This is a genomic window from Williamsia sp. CHRR-6, from assembly GCF_018474015.1.
In the GTDB taxonomy this organism is placed as follows: Bacteria; Actinomycetota; Actinomycetes; order Mycobacteriales; family Mycobacteriaceae; genus Williamsia_A.
In genome coordinates this window covers 804037-823732 of record NZ_JAHCSG010000001.1, presented here as the reverse complement: position 1 = coordinate 823732, position 19696 = coordinate 804037, and the positions used below count along the sequence as shown (strand labels likewise).

Here is a 19696-nt window from a genome sequence, read left to right as displayed (position 1 = left end):
ACTTCCAGTCTAATGAATCGGATTCATTAGCTGGAGGCCACGTGGACACCACCCTTCTTCCCCACCCGCCGTATCGCGTGCCGATTGTCGGCGACGTGTGGGGTATGGATCCGCGTCGGCCAATCCAATCGATGCTGAGGCAAGTCCGTGAGCTCGGGCCGATCTCGGTTCGCAAGATGTTCGCCAGCGAGATCGTCACTGTCGGCGGCGCGGAACTGGTGGCGGAATTGAGTGACGACCGCAGGTTTGCGAAGTACGTGGGCTTTCACCTTCCCCCGCTGCGTCGAGTCGTGGGGGACGCGCTGTTCACCGCCGACACTGATGAACCAAATTGGCAACTGGCGCATGACATTTTGGCACCTGCATTCACCCGTGAAGCGATGATGGCGTATCACCCGATCATGCTGGAGGTGGCGTGGGAGCTGTTGGATCGGTGGGATGCGCTGGCTGCAGTCGGTCACTCGACTGATGTCGCTGCGGACATGACACGGCTGACCTTGGAGACAATCGGACGGGCCGGATTCGGCCATCGCTTCACCTCGTTCGGCAACGAACGCCCGCACCCGTTCGTTGCCGCCATGGTTCGGGTGCTGCGATACGCCGACTTGTCATTGCTTCCGCCCTGGCTGCCGATACGCCGAGTTCTCGCGGGCTCGGCGGGTCAGAACCGGTCCGACATCGCTTTGATGGAGCGTACGGTCGACGAGGTCATCGCAGCACGCAGAGCAGGTGCGCAGGGTGATGCTCCCGATCTGCTGGGACAGATGCTCAAGGCTGGCAACCCGGTAAACGCAGAACGACTCGACCCGGTCAACATTCGAAATCAGGTGATCACGTTCCTGATTGCTGGACACGAAACGACCTCTGGTGCTTTGGCATTCGCGATCCATTACCTCCTCTCCCAACCCGAGACCCTCAGTAGGGTGCGTCAGGAGGTGGATGACGTGTGGGGTGCCTGCGACGCAGTGCAACCCGCCTACGCTGATGTCGCCAAACTGAGACTCGTGCGATCAGTGCTCGACGAAGCGCTTCGTCTGTGGCCTACCGCGCCGGGTTACGCGCGCGTCGCCCGCGACGACACCACGCTTGGGGGCCGCCAGATGCGGGCGGGCGATTGGGCATTGGTGCTGTTACCGCTCTTGCATCGGGATCCGGCGGTCTGGGACGAACCAGACCGGTTCGATCCCGACCGCTTCGCCCCGGGCGCGGCGAGGTCGCGACAGCCGCACGCGTACAAGCCCTTTGGTAGCGGACTACGGGCGTGTATCGGTCGACAGTTCGCAATCCACGAAGCGGTGCTTGCCCTTGCGCTCATCGTGCATCGGTACGACCTGGAACCTGATCCAGACTACCGGCTTCGCATTGCCGAATCGCTGACCCTGAAACCGCACGGATTCCGAGTGCGCCCACACCGTCGTCGCACCGCTGGGTAGGTGAGGTCGCTCATGCAGCTGGGCTCAGCGGCGCGCCGTTCGCCGTTCGCGTTGGGCGATCGGGTCGGCCACCGGGGTGGCGGCGATGAGGTCGGCCGCGTAGGAGGAATCCGGGTTGGTCAGGACGTCGGCGGTGCGGCCGTCTTCGACCACCACCCCGTTGCGTAGCACCACGATCCGATCGGCGACAGCCTCGGCCACAGCCAGGTTGTGGGTGATGATCACCGATGCGAACCCATGTCGCATTCGCAACTGGGCCAACAACTCCAAGACCGAGCGCTGCGTCTTGGCGTCCAGCGCACTGGTGGGTTCATCAGCCACCAGCAGCGACGGCCCGGTGGCCAACGCCCGCGCCAACGCCACCCGTTGCCGTTGCCCGCCGGACAGCTCGCGGGGATGGCGGGTGGCAAACGCCGGATCGAGCCCCACCTCGCCCAGCAACTCGGCGACTCGCTCTGCTCGCTGCCCTCGGTCGAGGTCGGTGTGGATCCGCAGTGGCAGCTCCAGCGAATCACCCACAGAATGCTCAGGATTCAGTGATGACCCCGGATCCTGGAACACCACCCCGATGTGTGGAGCCAACGATCGGCGGGCACGCGTGGACAGGCGTCGCACGTCCACCCCGGCCACCGTTGCTGTTCCTGAGCTCACCTGCTGCAACCCGATCAGGATGCGCCCCAACGTCGACTTGCCTGCCCCTGACTCGCCGACCAGCGCCACGGTCTCACCTGCGCCGACGGTGAGACTCACCGAATCCAAGGCCGGGGCCTCATCTTTGGCGTATCGCACCGTGACGTCGGTCAGCGTGGCGACTGGTACTGATGTGCTCGACCCCGGCGCCGGAACCGCCTTCTTCACCGCGACCGCAGCCGCCGAGCCGTCCAGTCGAGCCACCGCATCGACCAGCTCGCGGGTGCGAGAATGCTGCGGCGACAACAGGACCCGCTCGACCGGACCCGATTCGGCCACGGTGCTGCCCGATGCACTGTCGGCGGCGAGAACCACCACCGAGTCGGCGCAATCGGCCACCACACCCATGTCGTGGGTGACCAACAGCGTGGTCAGATCCCGCTCAGACTGCAACGTGCGCAACAAGTCCAGGATCTCGGCCTGCACCCGGGTGTCGAGCGCCGTGGTCGGCTCATCAGCGATCAACAGGGCCGGCTCGTGCGACAACGCCATCGCCACCATCGCCCGCTGCAACTGTCCACCCGACACCTGGTGCGGATAGGATCGGGCGATACGTTCCGGTTCGTCGAGGCGGGCCTGAGTCAGCAGATCGACCACCTTGTCGTGCCGAGCCGACCCTCGGATGCCGGTGCGCACACCGAGTACCTCGCCGATCTGGCGGCCGATCCGATGCAGCGGATCGAAGGCCGAGCCCGGCTCCTGGAACACCACGCCCACCGAGTCGAGTCGAAAGCGGCGTGCGGCATCCGGTTTCAACGCCAGCAGGTCAATCGGCGTCGGTGGCGCCGAATCATCCTGCGCTGTTCCGGTTTCGGTGAACACCGCCGCACCGCTGGTCGTCATCTGAGCCGGCAGCAGGCCCAGCAGGGCGAGGGTGAGCAGTGACTTGCCCACCCCGGATTCGCCCACCAGTGCCACCGTGGCTCCGCGCGACACGTCGAACGACACCGATCCGACGATTGGACCCTGCGGACCCGTGATCCCGACCGAGCGCAGGCTCAGCAGCGGATCACTCACGGCTGCAACGAGATCCGGAAGTAGTTCGGGTACGACGGGAACGGCGGCGCATAGAAGTTCGACACCCTACTGCCGTACACCCACGTGTTGTTGGTGTTGGCCAACGGGATGGTGGGAGACAAGCCGGTGATCAACTTGTCGGCCTCACCCCACAACACGTTCGCACGCGCAGTGTCGACTTCTGCGGTGGCCTTCGCGATCGCGGCATCGACCGTCGGATCGCTCAGCCGGGAGATGTTGTAGCCACCGCGACCCACCTCGGTGCCGGCGAACAACGGCTGCAACATCGAGTACGCCGACGGGAAGTCGGCCTGCCACTTCGCCAACGCCAAGTCGTAGCCCGAACCGTCCTGCTGGGTGGTCACATCCTCGTAGGCGGTGCTGTCCAGTGGTCGCAGCTTCACCCGGATGCCCGCACGCTTCCAACCGGCCTGCAGACTCTCGCTCTGCGCGACCTGCTGGGCACCGTTCTGAGTGACCAACACCAGGTCGATTCCGTTGGGAAAACCTGCCTGTGCCAGCAGCGCTTTCGCCTTGTCCACATCGCCGGTGGGCGCTGCGGGCAGCGCATCGAACGTGGTGAACCCGGGAATGGCGGGCGGGATGTTGGTGGTGGCCACCGTGCCGCGCGCGCTGCCACCGCTGGCCACCAGATACGAGGTCTTGTCAGTGGCGTAGTTCAGCGCCTGACGCACCCGCAGATCACGCAGCGCACCGCGCGAGGTGTTGATGGCCACCTGATCGACCGACCCGCCACCCACGGTCACCGACCGCTTCTTGGCGTTCGCATTGGCGTTGAGAGCTGCGACCTGAGACGACGGCACCGGACCGCCAAACGAGAACCGGCCCACCGTGGAGTCGGAGATCACTTGCTGCACAGCCGTTTCGGCCGTGACACCCAGAGCGAACTCGATGCGATCAGGCCCGGCGGTGCGGTTGCTGTCGGTCGCGGCACTCCAGTTGGGGTTGCGATCCAACACGATCTTGCCGTTGCCGTTGGAGACCACCTGGTAGGGACCACTGGCCACCGGCGACTTGCCGTAGGTCTGCGGGTTGTCCTTGGCCTTGGGCACCGGGGCGAAGGCCGGCTGCGACACGATCCACGGCCAATCGCCGAACGGCTGCTTGAGAGTGAAGATGATTGTCGAATCGTCGGGTGTGGCAATCGAATCCAGCTGCTTACCGTCATAGGGCCCGGTGTAGTCGGCACCACCCACCAGCAGCTGCTTGTGATAGGTGAACCCGCCCGAGAGCAGCGGCGCGAAACTGCGCTCCACCGCATACTTCACATCCTTCGACGTGATCGGTGTGCCGTCGGAGAACTTCAACCCCGGCTTCAGCGTGTACTTCCACGTGGCGCCGCCGTTGCTGGGGGTACCGGTGTCGGTGGCCAGATCAGGAACCGGCACAACAGGTTTACCCGGAACCGCCTGCCACGTGGTCAACCGACGGTTGATCAACGACTGGGTGGTGATCGCCAAGTTCTGCGACTTCGCCGGATCGAGATCCAGCTCGGTGCTGCTCACCGGGATGGTCAAGGTGCCGCCCTTGACGAACGAGGTGGACGACCCACCCGAGGAATTCGAGTTTGCGTTGCAACCCGCCGTGGCGATCACCGCCACCGCGGTCGCGGCCACAGCCAACGTGCGCGAGATGTTCATCAGACTCCGATTTCTTGGTAGGAGGAACGAAAGGTCGACATCACTGAGCGTCTGGCGATGCGGTATCACTGCGCGTCTCCGACGCGGGGATCCAACAGGCGCGTCACCGCGTCCACCGCCAGATTCGCCACCAGCACCAAAAACGCCGAGAACACCGTCAGGCCCACCACGATCGGCAGATCCACCTTGGCCACCGCATCGATCAACAGGCGGCCCAACCCGGCCATCCCGAACACCGTCTCGGTGATCACCGCACCGCCGAGCAGCAGGCTCACCTCGATCGCGAACAACGTCACCACCGGCACCGCACCGTTGCGCGCAGCGTGGCGCAACACGCGCCGCGCCGGTAGCCCGTTCGCCTGAGCGGTGCGAATGTAGTTCTGCGCGTAGGCATCGATGATGTTGCTGCGCATCAAACGCGCATACAGACATGCGCCGGAGCAGGCCAACACCAGCCATGGCGTGACGAGGTGCCAGGCCCACTGCACCGGGTCATCGGTGAAGGGGACGTAACCGCTGACCGGGATCATGTTCAGTTGAAAGCCGAACACGTACACCGCCAACAGCCCGGTCAGGTACACCGGCGTCGACGAGCCGACGGCGGTGACCGCGATGACCACCCGATCGGTCACCGAGCCCGGCCGGACACCAGCCACCAGGCCTGCCCCGATACCGAACACCATCCACAACACCGCCGCACCCACCGTGATCGACAGGGTGACCGGCATCCGGTCGGTGATCAACCGCAGCACCGTCTCGTTCTGCTGGAAAGAATAGCCCAGACATGGTGCTGGACAATGGATTCGGTTGCCGCCGGTTCCAAAGGTGCGGCCGGAGACGACGCCGGTGACGAAGTCGGTGAACTGGGTGAACCACCCTTTGTTCAACCCCATGAACTCCTGGGCGCGGGCCAGGTTCTCCGGTGTGCACGGTTTGCCACACGAGAGTTGCGCGGGATCCGACGGCAACAAGAAGAACACCAGGTACGTCAGCAACGCCACCGCCAACAGCACCGCCACCGAGGCCACCACCGCCCGCCCGAAGGACACCGCCGCGCGGGTCGGGCCGCTCACGGGGCCACCCGAACGGTGGACACATCGGCCAGTCGGGCGCGCAGGAACTCGCCGATCTCGTTGAGGCTCAACGTGATCAACACCAGTGCACCGCCGGGGAACAGGAGATACCACGGGTCGGTCTGGATCCAGTTGATGGCGTCGCCGATGCTGCGGCCCCAGGACGGGGTGGGTGGCGGCACCCCCACGCCCAGAAACGACAGGGCCGCCTCGGTGCCGATGAAACCCGGAACGTAGGTGGTCGCGAAGACGATCACCGTGCCGCGCAGGTTCGGCACGATCTCGCCGACGATGATGTGCCGCCGCGAGGCGCCCACCGCAGCGGCGTAGCGCACGTAGTTGCGGCCGGCGATGGTGCGTGTCTGCGCTCGGATCACTCGCGAGCCACCGGCCCACCCGAACACCGCCAGCACGCCGATGACGATCGCCACGCGCGGCACATCGATGGAGATCACCGCGCCGACGGCGATCATGAACAGCAGGGTCGGGAACCCGAACAACACATTGGTCACCGCGGAGATGATCCGATCGGGCCAGCCGCCGAAATAGCCGGCGCTCACCCCGATCGCCACGATCACGACCGTGGTGATGACTGCGGCCGCCGCGCCCACCAAGAGGGAGGTGCGGGCGCCGTAGACGACGATGGCGAACATGTCGCGGCCGCTCAGCGGCTCGACCCCGAACGGATGCGCCAGGCTGATCCCGCCGAAACTGCCCTTGGGTGCGCTGTCGGGCCCCAGCGTGTCCGGGTGGTAGGTGTACGGGCTGTCGCCGAACAACTCGGTCACCTGTTTGGCGAACACCGCCACCAGCACGAACACGGCGACGACGGAGAGCGCGACGAGGGTGGACATCGGGATCGGGGCCCACGATCGGCGCGGTCGGTTCAGCACGGGCGTCACTATCTCAAGGTGGTTCGGAGCACTCCAAACCTAGCGTCATCGTGATTAAAAGTGCTGTTCACGGGCCATTTTGCCCGAATCGAGGGACCTAGGAACCGTCGTTGTCGGGACCGTCGGCCGCACGACGGAGATGATCGCGGCGGCCGCGCAGACTCCGACTGATCGGACGCTGTCCGCGCGTTCCTCTTGACTAGCGCGTGAGGTGGTCGCAAGCTTGTCGGCAGACGAACGGCCTGTCTGGCGTTCGGTCCCTGCGACATCTCCGGCAGCCACTGGCGATGCATGTGCAACCGGTTCCCATCCGGTCTCATTTCTGATACAGTTGGACGTTGCGCTGGCTGCCTCCTGTCCACATCACGATTCCCCTGCTCGGCCACCCCTGTGTGCTGCGTTCTGGTGATCCTCTGGTGCACGACGTCGGGTCGGTACCAGCGCCACCGTGCGCCACCCGCGCCAGAGTTCGGCCCCTTGTAGAGATTCGTGTTGGAAGGACGCATCTTGGCAGTCTCCCGCCAGTCCACCGCAACCACAGACGACGTGAACCGTCGGACAATTCCCGGAGCACCACACCGTGCTTCATTTGCCAAGCTTTCCGAGCCGCTCGAGGTTCCCGGCCTGCTCGAGGTCCAGCTGGAGTCGTTCCAGTGGCTCGTCGGTTCCCCCGAGTGGCACGCCCGCGCTCTCGCGCGCGGCGAAGAGAACCCCAGCGGTGGCCTCGACGACATCCTCGCCGAGCTGTCCCCGATCGAGGACTTCTCCGGTTCCATGTCGCTGTCCTTCTCCGACCCGCGCTTCGACGAGGTGAAGGCGTCGGTCGAGGAGTGCAAGGACAAGGACATGACCTACGCGGCGCCGCTGTTCGTCACCGCAGAGTTCATCAACAACAACACTGGTGAGATCAAGTCGCAGACCGTGTTCATGGGCGACTTCCCGATCATGACCGACAAGGGCAGCTTCATCATCAACGGCACCGAGCGTGTCGTGGTCAGCCAGCTTGTGCGCAGCCCCGGCGTCTACTTCGACGCCACCATCGACAAGACCACCGAGAAGACCCTGCACAGCGTCAAGGTCATCCCGGGTCGTGGCGCCTGGCTGGAGTTCGACATCGACAAGCGCGACACCGTGGGCGTGCGTATCGACCGCAAGCGTCGTCAGTCGGTCACCGTGCTGCTCAAGGCGCTGGGTTGGTCCACCGAGCAGATCACCGAGCGCTTCGGCTTCTCCGAGATCATGATGTCGACCCTGGAGAAGGACAACACCGCAGGCACCGACGAGGCCCTGCTGGAGGTCTACCGCAAGCTGCGTCCGGGCGAGCCGCCGACCAAGGAGTCGGCGCAGACCCTGTTGGAGAACCTGTTCTTCAAGGAGAAGCGCTACGACCTCGCGCGCGTGGGTCGCTACAAGTTCAACAAGAAGCTCGGCCTCACCGACAACCCGATGCGCGGCTCGTCGGTGCTGACCGAGGACGACATCGTCGCCACCGTCGAGTACCTGGTGCGGCTGCACGAGGCTGAGCCGAACATCACCTCCACGATGACTGTGCCTGGTGGCGTCGAGGTGCCCGTCGAGGTCGACGACATCGACCACTTCGGCAACCGTCGTCTGCGCACCGTGGGTGAGCTGATCCAGAACCAGATCCGGGTGGGCCTGTCCCGCATGGAGCGTGTGGTGCGCGAGCGGATGACCACCCAGGACGTCGAGGCCATCACGCCGCAGACCCTGATCAACATCCGTCCCGTCGTCGCCGCGATCAAGGAGTTCTTCGGAACCTCCCAGCTCTCGCAGTTCATGGACCAGAACAACCCGCTGTCGGGGCTCACCCACAAGCGTCGCCTCTCGGCGCTGGGCCCCGGTGGTCTGTCCCGTGAGCGCGCCGGCCTCGAGGTCCGTGACGTGCACCCGTCGCACTACGGCCGCATGTGTCCGATCGAGACCCCCGAAGGCCCGAACATCGGCCTGATCGGGTCGCTGTCGGTGTACGCGCGGGTCAACCCGTTCGGCTTCATCGAGACCCCCTACCGCAAGGTGGTCGACGGCCAGGTCACCGATCAGATCGACTACCTGACCGCCGACGAGGAGGACCGGTACGTCAAGGCCCAGGCCAACGCGGTGCTCGACAACGACCTGCGCCTCACCGAGGACAAGGTCCTGGCCCGCAAGAAGGGCGGCGAGGTCGAGTTCGTCGCGCCGAGCCAGGTCGACTACATGGACGTCTCACCGCGTCAGATGGTGTCGGTGGCCACGGCGATGATCCCGTTCCTCGAGCACGACGACGCCAACCGCGCTCTGATGGGTGCCAACATGCAGCGTCAGGCGGTGCCGCTGGTGCGCAGCGAGGCTCCGCTGGTCGGTACCGGCATGGAGTTGCGTGCCGCCGTCGACGCCGGCGACGTGATCCTGTCGACCAAGACCGGTGTGGTGGAAGAGGTCTCGGCCGATTACATCACCGTGATGGGCGACGACGGCACCCGCGACACGTTCCGGATGCGCAAGTTCGCCCGCTCCAACCACGGCACGTGTGCCAACCAGCGTCCCATCGTGGACGAGGGCCAGCGTGTCGAGGTGGGTCAGGTCCTGGCCGACGGCCCCTGCACCGATTCCGGTGAGATGGCGCTGGGCAAGAACCTGCTCGTGGCGATCATGCCGTGGGAGGGTCACAACTACGAGGACGCGATCATCCTGAGCCAGCGCCTCGTCGAAGAGGACGTGCTCACCTCGATTCACATCGAGGAGCACGAGATCGACGCCCGCGACACCAAGCTCGGTGCCGAGGAGATCACCCGGGACATTCCCAACGTCTCCGACGAGGTGCTCGCCGATCTCGACGAGCGCGGCATCGTGCGTATCGGCGCCGAGGTCCGCGACGGCGACATCCTGGTCGGCAAGGTCACGCCCAAGGGCGAGACCGAGCTGACCCCCGAGGAACGCCTGCTGCGGGCCATCTTCGGTGAGAAGGCCCGCGAGGTGCGTGACACCTCGCTGAAGGTGCCGCACGGTGAGACCGGCAAGGTCATCGGCGTGCGCGTCTTCAGCCGCGACGACGACGACGATCTGCCGCCGGGTGTCAACGAGCTGGTCCGGGTGTACGTGGCGCAGAAGCGCAAGATCCAGGACGGCGACAAGCTCGCCGGCCGCCACGGCAACAAGGGCGTGATCGGCAAGATCCTGCCCGCCGAGGACATGCCCTTCCTGCCCGATGGCACCCCGGTCGACATCATCCTCAACACCCACGGTGTGCCGCGTCGTATGAACATCGGCCAGATCCTGGAGACCCACCTCGGGTGGATCGCCAAAACCGGCTGGAACATCGATGTCGCAGGCGGAACCCCGGAGTGGGCGCAGGGCTTGTCCGAGGACATGCTCTCGGCCGGTCCGGACACCCGCACCGCCACCCCGGTGTTCGACGGTGCACGGGAGGAGGAGCTGACCGGACTGCTGTCCTCGACGCTGCCCAACCGTGACGGCGAGGTGATGGTCAACGGCGATGGCAAGGCGATGCTGCTCGACGGTCGCTCCGGTGAGCCGTTCCCGTTCCCGGTGTCGGTGGGCTACATGTACATCATCAAGCTGCACCACCTGGTCGACGACAAGATCCACGCTCGCTCCACCGGGCCGTACTCGATGATCACCCAGCAGCCGCTCGGCGGTAAGGCCCAGTTCGGTGGCCAGCGCTTCGGTGAGATGGAGTGTTGGGCCATGCAGGCCTACGGCGCGGCGTACACGCTGCAGGAGCTGCTGACCATCAAGTCCGACGACGTGGTGGGTCGCGTGAAGGTCTACGAGGCCATCGTCAAGGGCGAGAACATCCCCGAGCCCGGCATCCCCGAGTCGTTCAAGGTGCTGCTCAAGGAGTTGCAGTCGCTGTGCCTGAACGTCGAGGTGCTCAGCTCCGACGGTGCCGCGATCGAGATGCGCGACGGCGACGACGAGGACTTGGAGCGCGCAGCGGCCAACCTCGGGATCAACCTGTCCCGCAACGAATCCGCCACCGTGGACGACCTCGCCAACTGATCTCACCCCCGGTGGGGGCCGCGCAGCGGCCCTCACCGGATCTGGCCCATGAGCTAGGGAAGGTACTAACTTGCTCGACGTCAACTTTTTCGACGAACTGAAGATCGGTCTGGCCACCGCCGACGACATCCACAACTGGAGCTTCGGCGAGGTCAAGAAGCCCGAGACGATCAACTACCGCACGCTCAAGCCCGAGAAGGACGGCTTGTTCTGCGAGAAGATCTTCGGGCCCACCCGGGACTGGGAGTGCTACTGCGGCAAGTACAAGCGCGTCCGCTTCAAGGGCATCATCTGTGAGCGCTGTGGCGTCGAGGTGACCCGCGCCAAGGTGCGCCGTGAGCGGATGGGCCACATCGAGCTGGCCGCGCCGGTCACCCACATCTGGTACTTCAAGGGCGTTCCCTCGCGCCTGGGGTACCTGCTGGACCTGGCGCCGAAGGATCTCGAGAAGATCATCTACTTCGCCGCCTACGTCATCACCGCAGTCGACGACGAGCTCCGTCACAACGAGCTGTCCACGCTGCAGGCCGAGATGGAGGTCGAGAAGAAGGGTGTCGCCGACACCCGCGACGCCGACCTCGAGGAGCGCGCCAAGAAGCTCGAAGAGGATCTCGCTGAGCTGGAACGCGAAGGCGCCAAGGCCGATGCGCGTCGCAAGGTCAAGGACGCCGGTGAGCGCGAGATGCGCAAGATCCGTGACACTGCCCAGCGTGCCCTCGACGATCTGGAAGAGATCTGGGACAAGTTCACCAAGCTTGCGCCCAAGGACATGATCATCGACGAGAAGCTCTACCGTGAGCTGCAGGATCGCTACGGCGAGTACTTCACCGGTGCGATGGGTGCCGAGGCGATCAAGAAGCTGCTCGAGACCTTCGACATCGCCGCCGAGGCCGAGATCCTGCGCGAGACCATCCGCAGCGGCAAGGGCCAGAAGAAGCTGCGTGCGCTCAAGCGCCTCAAGGTGGTCGCGGCGTTCCAGCAGTCGGGCAACTCTCCGCTGGGCATGGTCCTCGACGCGGTGCCGGTGATCCCGCCGGAGCTGCGTCCGATGGTTCAGCTCGACGGTGGCCGCTTCGCCACCTCCGACCTGAATGACCTGTACCGCCGCGTCATCAACCGCAACAACCGGTTGAAGCGACTGATCGATCTCGGGGCGCCCGAGATCATCGTCAACAACGAGAAGCGGATGCTGCAGGAGTCGGTCGACGCCCTGTTCGACAACGGTCGTCGTGGTCGGCCCGTCACCGGGCCGGGCAACCGCCCGCTGAAGTCGTTGAGCGATCTGCTCAAGGGCAAGCAGGGTCGTTTCCGTCAGAACCTGCTGGGCAAGCGTGTCGACTACTCGGGCCGTTCGGTCATCGTCGTCGGCCCGCAGCTCAAGCTGCACCAGTGTGGTCTGCCCAAGTTGATGGCACTCGAGCTGTTCAAGCCGTTTGTGATGAAGCGTCTGGTCGATCTCAACCAGGCGCAGAACATCAAGTCGGCCAAGCGCATGGTCGAGCGTCAGCGTCCGGCTGTGTGGGATGTCCTCGAAGAGGTCATCGCCGAGCATCCGGTGCTGCTCAACCGTGCACCCACGCTGCACCGTCTCGGTATCCAGGCCTTCGAGCCGCAGCTGGTGGAAGGCAAGGCCATCCAGCTGCACCCGCTGGTGTGTGAGGCGTTCAACGCCGACTTCGACGGTGACCAGATGGCCGTGCACCTGCCGCTGTCGGCGGAGGCGCAGGCTGAGGCCCGCATCCTGATGCTGTCGTCGAACAACATCCTGTCGCCGGCATCGGGTCGTCCGCTGGCCATGCCGCGTCTGGACATGGTCACCGGCCTGTACTTCCTGACCACCCTCAAGCAGGACAAGGTCGGGGCGTACGTCGGGGCCACCAAGGACGATGTCGAGCGTGGGGTCTACTCCACCCCGGCCGAGGCCATCATGGCGATGGACCGTGGCGTGCTGTCGGTGCAGGCCCCGATCAAGGTGCGTCTGACCGATCAGCGGCCGCCGGCCGAGATCGAGGAAGCACAGTTCGCCGACGGGTGGAAGCACGGTCAGGCGTGGACCATCGAGACCACGCTGGGCCGGGTGCTGTTCAACGAGCTGCTGCCGCGGGACTACCCGTTCGTCAACGAGCAGATGCCCAAGAAGCGTCAGTCGGCGATCATCAACGATCTCGCCGAGCGGTATCCGATGATCGTGGTCGCCCAGACCGTCGACAAGCTCAAGGACGTCGGCTTCTACTGGGCCACCCGTTCGGGTGTCACCGTGTCGATGGCCGACGTGCTGGTGCCTCCGACCAAGGGTGCGATCCTCGACAAGTACGAGGAGCGGGCCGACGGTCTGGAGCGTAAGTTCCAGCGCGGTGCGTTGACCGCCGACGAGCGTCGTGACGCCCTCGTCGAGGTGTGGAAGCAGGCGACCGAAGAGGTCGGTGCGGCCATGGAGGCGTACTACCCCGAGGACAACCCGATCGCGATGATCCCCAAGTCGGGTGCGACGGGCAACATGACCCAGGTTCGTAACCTGTCGGGCATGAAGGGTCTGGTGACCAACCCGAAGGGTGAGTTCATCCCGCGTCCCATCAAGTCCTCGTTCCGTGAGGGCCTCACCGTGGCCGAGTACTTCATCAACACTCACGGTGCACGAAAGGGTCTGGCCGACACCGCACTTCGCACCGCCGACTCGGGCTACCTGACCCGTCGTCTGGTCGACGTGAGCCAGGACGTCATCGTGCGCGAGACCGACTGCGGCACCGAGCGCGGCATCATCACCACGCTGGCGGAGAAGGCTGCCGATGGCACCCTGATCCGTGATGCGCACGTCGAGACCTCGTCGTACGCCCGCACCCTGGCCTCCGACGCCGTCGACGCCGAGGGCAACGTGGTGGTCGAGCGTGGTCACGACCTGGGTGATCCGGCCATCGAGGCGCTGCTCGCCGCGGGCATCACCGAGGTGAAGGTGCGGTCGGTGCTGACCTGCACCACGGGCACCGGTGTGTGCGCGATGTGCTACGGCCGTTCGATGGCCACCGGCAAGCTCGTCGACATCGGTGAGGCTGTGGGCATCATCGCCGCGCAGTCCATCGGTGAGCCCGGTACCCAGCTGACGATGCGTACTTTCCACCAGGGTGGCGTCGGCGACGACATCACCGGTGGTCTGCCGCGTGTGCAGGAGCTGTTCGAGGCCCGTGTCCCCAAGGGCAAGGCCCCGATCGCCGAGGTCTCGGGTCGCATTCGGCTCGAAGACGACGACCGCTTCTACAAGATCACCATCGTCCCCGACGACGGTTCGGAAGAGGTTGTCTACGACAAGATCTCCAAGCGTCAGCGCCTGCGTGTGTTCAAGCACGACGACGGCACCGAGCGCCTGCTGGCCGACGGCGACCACGTCGAGGTCGGACAGCAGCTGATGGAAGGTGCCGCCGACCCGCACGAGGTGCTGCGCATCATGGGTCCCCGTCAGGTGCAGGTGCACCTGGTCAACGAGGTCCAGGAGGTCTATCGCAGCCAGGGTGTGTCGATCCACGACAAGCACATCGAGACGATCGTCCGTCAGATGCTGCGTCGCGTGACCATCATCGACTCCGGTGCCACCGAGTTCCTGCCCGGTTCGCTGACCGAGCGCGCCGAGTTCGAGGCGGCCAACCGTCGCGTCGTCGCCGAGGGCAACGAGCCCGCGGCCGGACGCCCGGTGCTGATGGGTATCACCAAGGCATCGCTGGCCACCGAGTCGTGGTTGTCGGCGGCGTCGTTCCAGGAGACCACCCGTGTGCTCACCGATGCGGCCATCAACAGCCGCAGCGACAAGCTGGTGGGTCTGAAGGAGAACGTGATCATCGGTAAGTTGATCCCCGCTGGTACGGGCATCAACAAGTACCGCAACATCACGGTGCAGCCGACCGAAGAGGCTCGCGCGGCCGCCTACGCCGTGCCCGCCTACGACGACACCTACTACAGCCCGGACGGCACCTTCGGGGCCCCCGCCGGTGCTGCGGTGCCGTTGGACGACTACGGCTTCTCGTCGGACTACCGGTAGTCACCAGCTCGAACCAGAACGGCCCCCACCTTTCGGGTGGGGGCCGTTCTGTTCTCCGTCGGACCGGTCGCGCTTCGCACCCTTTGCTGCTGTTCGCACGTTCGGCGCTCGTTCGCACGCTGCATGCACCGTGCGAACGGTCGTCACCCGTGCGAAGGCACCGTCAGTGTGCGAGCTGCGCGCGCATGGAGTTTCGCGCGTCGCGGAACCGCGCTGTCTCGTACACCACCAGCGTCGCTGCGATCACGGCGAGCAACGTCAGCGAAGCCAGGGCGGGGATCACCAGCGCCACGGGGATGGCGGCCACGGAGATCACCGCAGCGACCAACCGCTGTGTGGACAATCTGTGCACGTTGCGCCACCGAAAGGCCACGTGGGCGAGCAGATAGATGGCCATGCCGCCGAACATCGCCACGGCCACCACCAGCTTGAGATGATCGTCGGCAGCTCCGATGGTCTTCTTCATGCCGAGTGCGACCAGCACGATCCCGGTCACCATGGGCAGGTGCAGGTAGGAGTAGCTGTCGCGGGCGATGCGATTCTGTTCGGCCCCCGGAGTGGCCTTCTGTAGGCGGTGCGAGGCGACCTTCTCGACCACGTCGAAGTACAGCCACCACATGGCAAAGGCGACCCCCACCCCGACGATCACCGCCACCACCTCGCGAAACCCGAGTCGGGCCTCGGCGCCGATACCGATGGCCACGATCGATTCGCCGAGGGCGATGATGATGATCAGCCCGTGCCGCTCGGCGAAGTGCTTGGGGGACAGTCGCCAGCCCTCGCTGCCGAACACGTAGGGACCAGCCAGGTCGAGTCCGATCGCCAGCAGCCAGAGCGCGCCCTGGATCGGGCCGTCGGCGAAGGCGGCCCCGATGATGATCGCTACCGCGATGGTGGTGCTGACGAACAGTCCGGTCACCGAACGCCGCAGGGCTGCCGCATCGTCTGTCGAGGCGGCGAGCCAGAACAGGCCGAGTTGGCAGTACCGCACCACGGCGTACGCGCCGGCGAACAGCAGTGCTCGATCGTCGAAGGCCTCGGGCAGAGCGATCGCGGCAATGAGCAGGGCTGCCATCGCACCCGCGATGACCAGCCGGTTGATGCCCTCCTCGGGATCGACGACGCTGGTCAACCACGCATATCCCACCCACGCCCACCACATGACACCGAGCACGAGCACCCCTTTGGCCAGGCCCTGCCAGGTGGGATCGGCGGCCATGATCGCGGTGGCCTGGGTGAGGGCCAACACGAGGACGAGATCGAAGAACAACTCGAGGAAGGTGACTGTCTCGCCGTCGCGGAGGACCGTGCGTGGCCGATGCAGGCGTCGGTCGGAGTCGCTGCTGCTCACCCGAGAACTGTAACCGCGGCGCGTGCTGCACCACAGGGTTCGCACGCGGACCGGCCGTTCGCACGGTCTACTGCGTGTCGCACGCTGCATGCACCGTGCAAGGCGACCCCCACCGTCCGAGGCGGGTCAGGACTGCGCTCGACACGGCAATTGCTGGACTTTCCAGGTGTTGCCGTCCGGATCGGCGAAGTAGGCCCATCTCGCTCCTGACCACCGCAGAGGTTGTCGACGCCCTCGCATGTACGTACAAGCGCAGGACTCGGACAACGTTGCCGAAACGACTGGCGATACAGATCTGAACGTATATCGCACTCGATAACACGTGGCTAAACTGGTGGTGTGGACGTACGCGCGGAACGATTGGCGGCTGGGTTGAGCCAGTCGCAGTTGGCCCGGGCCGCGAATGTGTCCCAACCCAATCTGTCGGCCTATGAGAACGGGCGCAGAGTCCCCAGTCCGGAAGTTCTCTCGCGAATTGCGGCTGCGCTGGCGGGCCGACCGTCCGCGCGGGTCGAGCACCATCGTGATGACATCCGTGCCACCGTAGAGAGATTCCGCGGTACTCGTCCCCGAATCGTCGGTTCCATCGCTCGGGGGGACGATCGCCCGGGGTCCGATGTCGACATCCTCGTCGACTTCACCGACGAAGCGACTCTGCTCGACGAGGTCGGGATGCGCCTCGCGCTCACCGACCTGTTACGCGTGAAGGTCGACGTCATCGCGTCGGACTCCCTGCGCGGTGAGATCCGCGACCGGCTGCTGAACGAAGCGGTGGCTGTGTGAGCGACAACTCCAAGGCCCGCGACGCAGTGCATGGTGTGATCGCTGTGTGCGACAGGCTGATCGAGCTCACTGACGTCGGATTCGAGTACTTTCGGCAGGACACCCGCAGTCAGTGGGCCACCGAGATGGGGCTCATTCGCATCGGCGAGGGGATCAACCGAGTCCCTGACGGGGTTCTTGCGCGGTTCGACGGCCAGCCGTGGCGGGAGATCGTGGGTATGCGGAACTTCGCCGCCCACCAGTACGACGATCTCGAGCCGCAACGGGTGTGGCGGACCGCCACCCTCGATGTGCCCGCGCTGCGTTCCTACCTCGCCGACACAGTTCTGCCGGGCCTTCACTGACGAGGGCTGCTGCGGAGAGCGTCACGGGCTACTGATCCGAGATCGTCGTGTCCGCCGGGAACGACGGACCACATCGAAACCCGCCCTGTCCGGAGGGGATGTGTTCGCGCGTGAAGTCTTTGACGCCATTGTGAACCCGGTCGTTGACGATGAAGTCGCAGGTGGTTCAGGTTCTGTTGTGCGACAGGATCAGCCGCTTGTGAGTAGGGGTGCCCTCCTCCGCACCGAAGTATCTGTGGACCCACAACAACTTGTCCGACCAAGCGGATGGGCTCAGCCACGGTGCAGTCGACAGGATGAATGCGTCGAACAGGGTCGAGAACTCTACGAGCGCCGGTGATGGCGATCAGAACTGTGTTCGTGCACACCGAACTGGACCATCCCACACGAACGGCCACGACCGCACCCGAGTCTTTGTAGCCTGACGAGATGGTCAGCAGTGATCCGCCGGACATCCGATTCTGACCGCTGACCCGCGACGACTTCCCGGATCTGTCTCGGTGGCTGGCCACGCCGGAGGTGCGACGCTGGTGGAACCACGACGTCACCCCCGAGGCGGTGGAACGTGACTTCGGGGCGGGGGTCGATGGAACCGAACCAGGGGAGACCCTTATCGTCGAATGCGATTCCCAGGCAATCGGATTGCTCCTGCGATACCGCCTCGTCGACTACGCCGAGTACGCCATCGAACTCGCGGCCGTCATCGACCCCATGCCGCCGGGGGCCTACAGCATGGATTACCTGATCGGCGAACCTGAGCTCATCGGGCGGGGACTGGGAACGGCCATCGTCGCCCACGCCGCCGCCGACCTGTTCGCCACCGTCGCCGACGCAGACTTCCTGTTGGTGCCCGTGGTCGCGGCCAATCGCCGGTCGTGGCGAGCCCTACAGAACGCGGGTTTTCGCATCATCGCCGACACCGAGCTGGCGCCCGACAACCCGATCGACAACCCACTGCACTTTGTGCTGCGCCTCGACCGGCCCCACGAAACGGTCACACCAACGGCGGCTCCGCCGACCGTCACACCAACGGCGGCTCCGCCGACCAGGGAAAATTGATCCAGAGGTCGGTGTGTCGCCAGACATAGGTCGGATCGATGATCGACTGCGACTTGCGGTAGAGCACCGCGTGGCGGACCTGCGCGACCTGACCCTGCTCGCGACAAAACCCGTCGATCAGTTCCAGCGTCCTACCGGTGTCGGCAACGTCGTCCACCACAAGCACTTTCGCCGCATTCAACTCGCCGGCATCCAGCAGTGACGGCAGCATCACCGGTTCGGCCAGCGTCTCGCCCACACCGGTGTAGAACTCGACGTTGATCGACAACAGGTTCTTGCAGTCCAACGCATACGCAAGCGAGCCCGCCGGGATCAGCCCACCGCGCGCGATACCCAGCACCACGTCGGGTCGAAAGCCGCTGTCGGCCACCGCTCGAGCCAATTCGCGGCAGGCCGTACCGTACAACGACCAGGTGAGGATCTCGCGTTCATCGCCCACAGTTCAGTGTCCTTTCGCGCCGGTATCGCACAACCGTAGCCCGATCAGAAACGGGACTTGACCCTCACGTCGCGTCAGGCTTTAGCGTGAGGTGTACCGCCGCAACCGCGACGGTGAGGAGACGACGGGCAGGAAGCGCACGATGATGTCCTATCGAATCGGACAGCTTGCGCAGATGGCAGGTCTGACCGTGCGCACGCTGCACCATTGGGATGCAATCGGGTTGTTGACACCCACGCACCGCACCGCAGCCGGATATCGAGGCTACACCGGCGGCGACGTGGAACGTCTGTATCAGATTGTGGCCCTGCGGTCGTGCGGCTTCGCTCTCGACGACATCGCCGCAGTCCTGGACCGGCGCGCACCGATAGACAAAGCGTTGGCCGACCACGCACACCGGATCGATCAACAGATCACGGCGCTGCAAGCGGTGGCACGTCGTCTGACGGCGGTGCGGACCAGGATCGAACGTGATTCGGGCGCAGGGGTTCTCGACCCCAACCTTCTCGACCCGGACCTCCTCGACATCGTACGAGAGGTAGTGACCATGGACGACAAGATCGCATCGTATTTCGAGCCCGAGGTGCTGGCCGAATTCGCAGCGCGCCGAGCCGAACTGGGCGATGCGGCGATTGCCGCGGTGGAGAACCGGTGGCCCACGCTGATGGCCGAGGTGCAACAGGCCATCGACGACGGCGAACCGCCGACCGGCGACCGTGCGCAGGTGCTGGCCACCGAATGGATGGGCCTGCTGGCCGCCGCGCACGGTGGCAATCAGCAGATCGCGGCCGGTCTGCAACGGATCGCTGATGACAACGCCGACACCGCGCAGTCGATGTTCGCCGGACCCACCCGCGAACAGATGGAGTTCATCGGCGCGGCCAACGCGGCTCGGGGTGCGTGAGA

Annotated in this window: 13 protein-coding genes; 7 read left to right on the top strand and 6 right to left on the bottom strand. The window is 65.2% G+C overall.

Features of this window, described 5'->3' with window-relative positions; all coding sequences use genetic code 11:
* Positions 1-41: 41 nt before the first annotated feature.
* Entirely contained in the window at positions 42-1433 is a 1392-nt protein-coding gene (locus tag KIK15_RS03675; RefSeq protein WP_307851718.1) for a cytochrome P450, read from the top strand.
* Positions 1434-1457: 24 nt separating this feature from the next.
* Here KIK15_RS03675 and KIK15_RS03670 read toward each other — a convergent pair whose 3' ends face one another.
* From KIK15_RS03670 to KIK15_RS03655, 4 genes are all read right to left on the bottom strand, one after another.
* The gene (locus KIK15_RS03670; RefSeq protein WP_214242754.1) at positions 1458-3140 is read right to left on the bottom strand and encodes an ABC transporter ATP-binding protein; all 1683 of its coding nucleotides are present in this window, start codon (positions 3138-3140) and stop codon (positions 1458-1460) included.
* Complete coding sequence (locus KIK15_RS03665; RefSeq protein WP_214242753.1) at positions 3137-4801, bottom strand: ABC transporter substrate-binding protein; 1665 nt, start codon at positions 4799-4801, stop codon at positions 3137-3139. Before KIK15_RS03665 ends, KIK15_RS03670 begins: the two co-directional genes overlap by 4 nt.
* Positions 4802-4866: 65 nt before the next feature.
* Positions 4867-5874 (bottom strand): ABC transporter permease, encoded by a 1008-nt coding sequence (locus KIK15_RS18710; protein ID WP_214242752.1) that lies wholly within the window; start codon positions 5872-5874, stop codon positions 4867-4869.
* Complete coding sequence (locus tag KIK15_RS03655) at positions 5871-6767, bottom strand: ABC transporter permease (protein WP_214242751.1); 897 nt, start codon at positions 6765-6767, stop codon at positions 5871-5873. Before KIK15_RS03655 ends, KIK15_RS18710 begins: the two co-directional genes overlap by 4 nt.
* A 489-nt stretch (positions 6768-7256) precedes the next feature.
* Here KIK15_RS03655 and KIK15_RS03650 point away from each other — a divergent pair, with 489 nt between their 5' ends.
* Together KIK15_RS03650 and KIK15_RS03645 are read left to right on the top strand one after the other, a co-directional pair.
* On the top strand, positions 7257-10787 hold the full coding sequence (locus KIK15_RS03650; RefSeq protein ID WP_214242750.1) for a DNA-directed RNA polymerase subunit beta: 3531 nt from the start codon (positions 7257-7259) through the stop codon (positions 10785-10787).
* Positions 10788-10857: 70 nt separating this feature from the next.
* A complete protein-coding gene (locus tag KIK15_RS03645; protein WP_214242749.1) occupies positions 10858-14814 on the top strand; it encodes a DNA-directed RNA polymerase subunit beta' in 3957 nt (1318 codons plus the stop codon).
* Positions 14815-14977: 163 nt separating this feature from the next.
* On the opposite strand, the gene KIK15_RS03640 is transcribed toward KIK15_RS03645, so the two are convergent.
* The gene (locus tag KIK15_RS03640) at positions 14978-16165 is read right to left on the bottom strand and encodes a low temperature requirement protein A (protein ID WP_214242748.1); all 1188 of its coding nucleotides are present in this window, start codon (positions 16163-16165) and stop codon (positions 14978-14980) included.
* A gap of 339 nt (positions 16166-16504) precedes the next feature.
* On the opposite strand from KIK15_RS03640, the gene KIK15_RS03635 reads away from it, so the two are divergent.
* From KIK15_RS03635 to KIK15_RS03625, 3 genes are all read left to right on the top strand, one after another.
* Positions 16505-16948, top strand: coding sequence for a helix-turn-helix domain-containing protein (locus KIK15_RS03635; protein ID WP_214242747.1), 444 nt, complete (start codon positions 16505-16507; stop codon positions 16946-16948).
* Positions 16945-17292, top strand: coding sequence for a HepT-like ribonuclease domain-containing protein (locus KIK15_RS03630; RefSeq protein WP_214242746.1), 348 nt, complete (start codon positions 16945-16947; stop codon positions 17290-17292). Before KIK15_RS03635 ends, KIK15_RS03630 begins: the two co-directional genes overlap by 4 nt.
* A 468-nt stretch (positions 17293-17760) precedes the next feature.
* Positions 17761-18351: a GNAT family N-acetyltransferase gene (locus KIK15_RS03625; RefSeq protein WP_214243244.1), complete on the top strand. Its 591-nt coding sequence runs from the start codon at positions 17761-17763 to the stop codon at positions 18349-18351.
* Here KIK15_RS03625 and KIK15_RS03620 read toward each other — a convergent pair.
* A complete protein-coding gene (locus KIK15_RS03620) occupies positions 18314-18790 on the bottom strand; it encodes a phosphoribosyltransferase (protein ID WP_214242745.1) in 477 nt (158 codons plus the stop codon). The genes KIK15_RS03625 and KIK15_RS03620 overlap by 38 nt on opposite strands.
* A 142-nt stretch (positions 18791-18932) precedes the next feature.
* Here KIK15_RS03620 and KIK15_RS03615 point away from each other — a divergent pair, with 142 nt between their 5' ends.
* Positions 18933-19694 (top strand): MerR family transcriptional regulator, encoded by a 762-nt coding sequence (locus tag KIK15_RS03615; protein ID WP_214242744.1) that lies wholly within the window; start codon positions 18933-18935, stop codon positions 19692-19694.
* Positions 19695-19696 lie beyond the last annotated feature (2 nt).

Bases quoted from the DNA above. Each gene is read 5' to 3' on its own strand.
- KIK15_RS03665 (WP_214242753.1), bottom strand. From the start codon at position 4,801: ATGAACATCTCGCGCACGTTGGCTGTGGCCGCGACCGCGGTGGCGGTG.
- KIK15_RS03615 (WP_214242744.1), top strand. From the start codon at position 18,933: ATGATGTCCTATCGAATCGGACAGCTTGCGCAGATGGCAGGTCTGACC.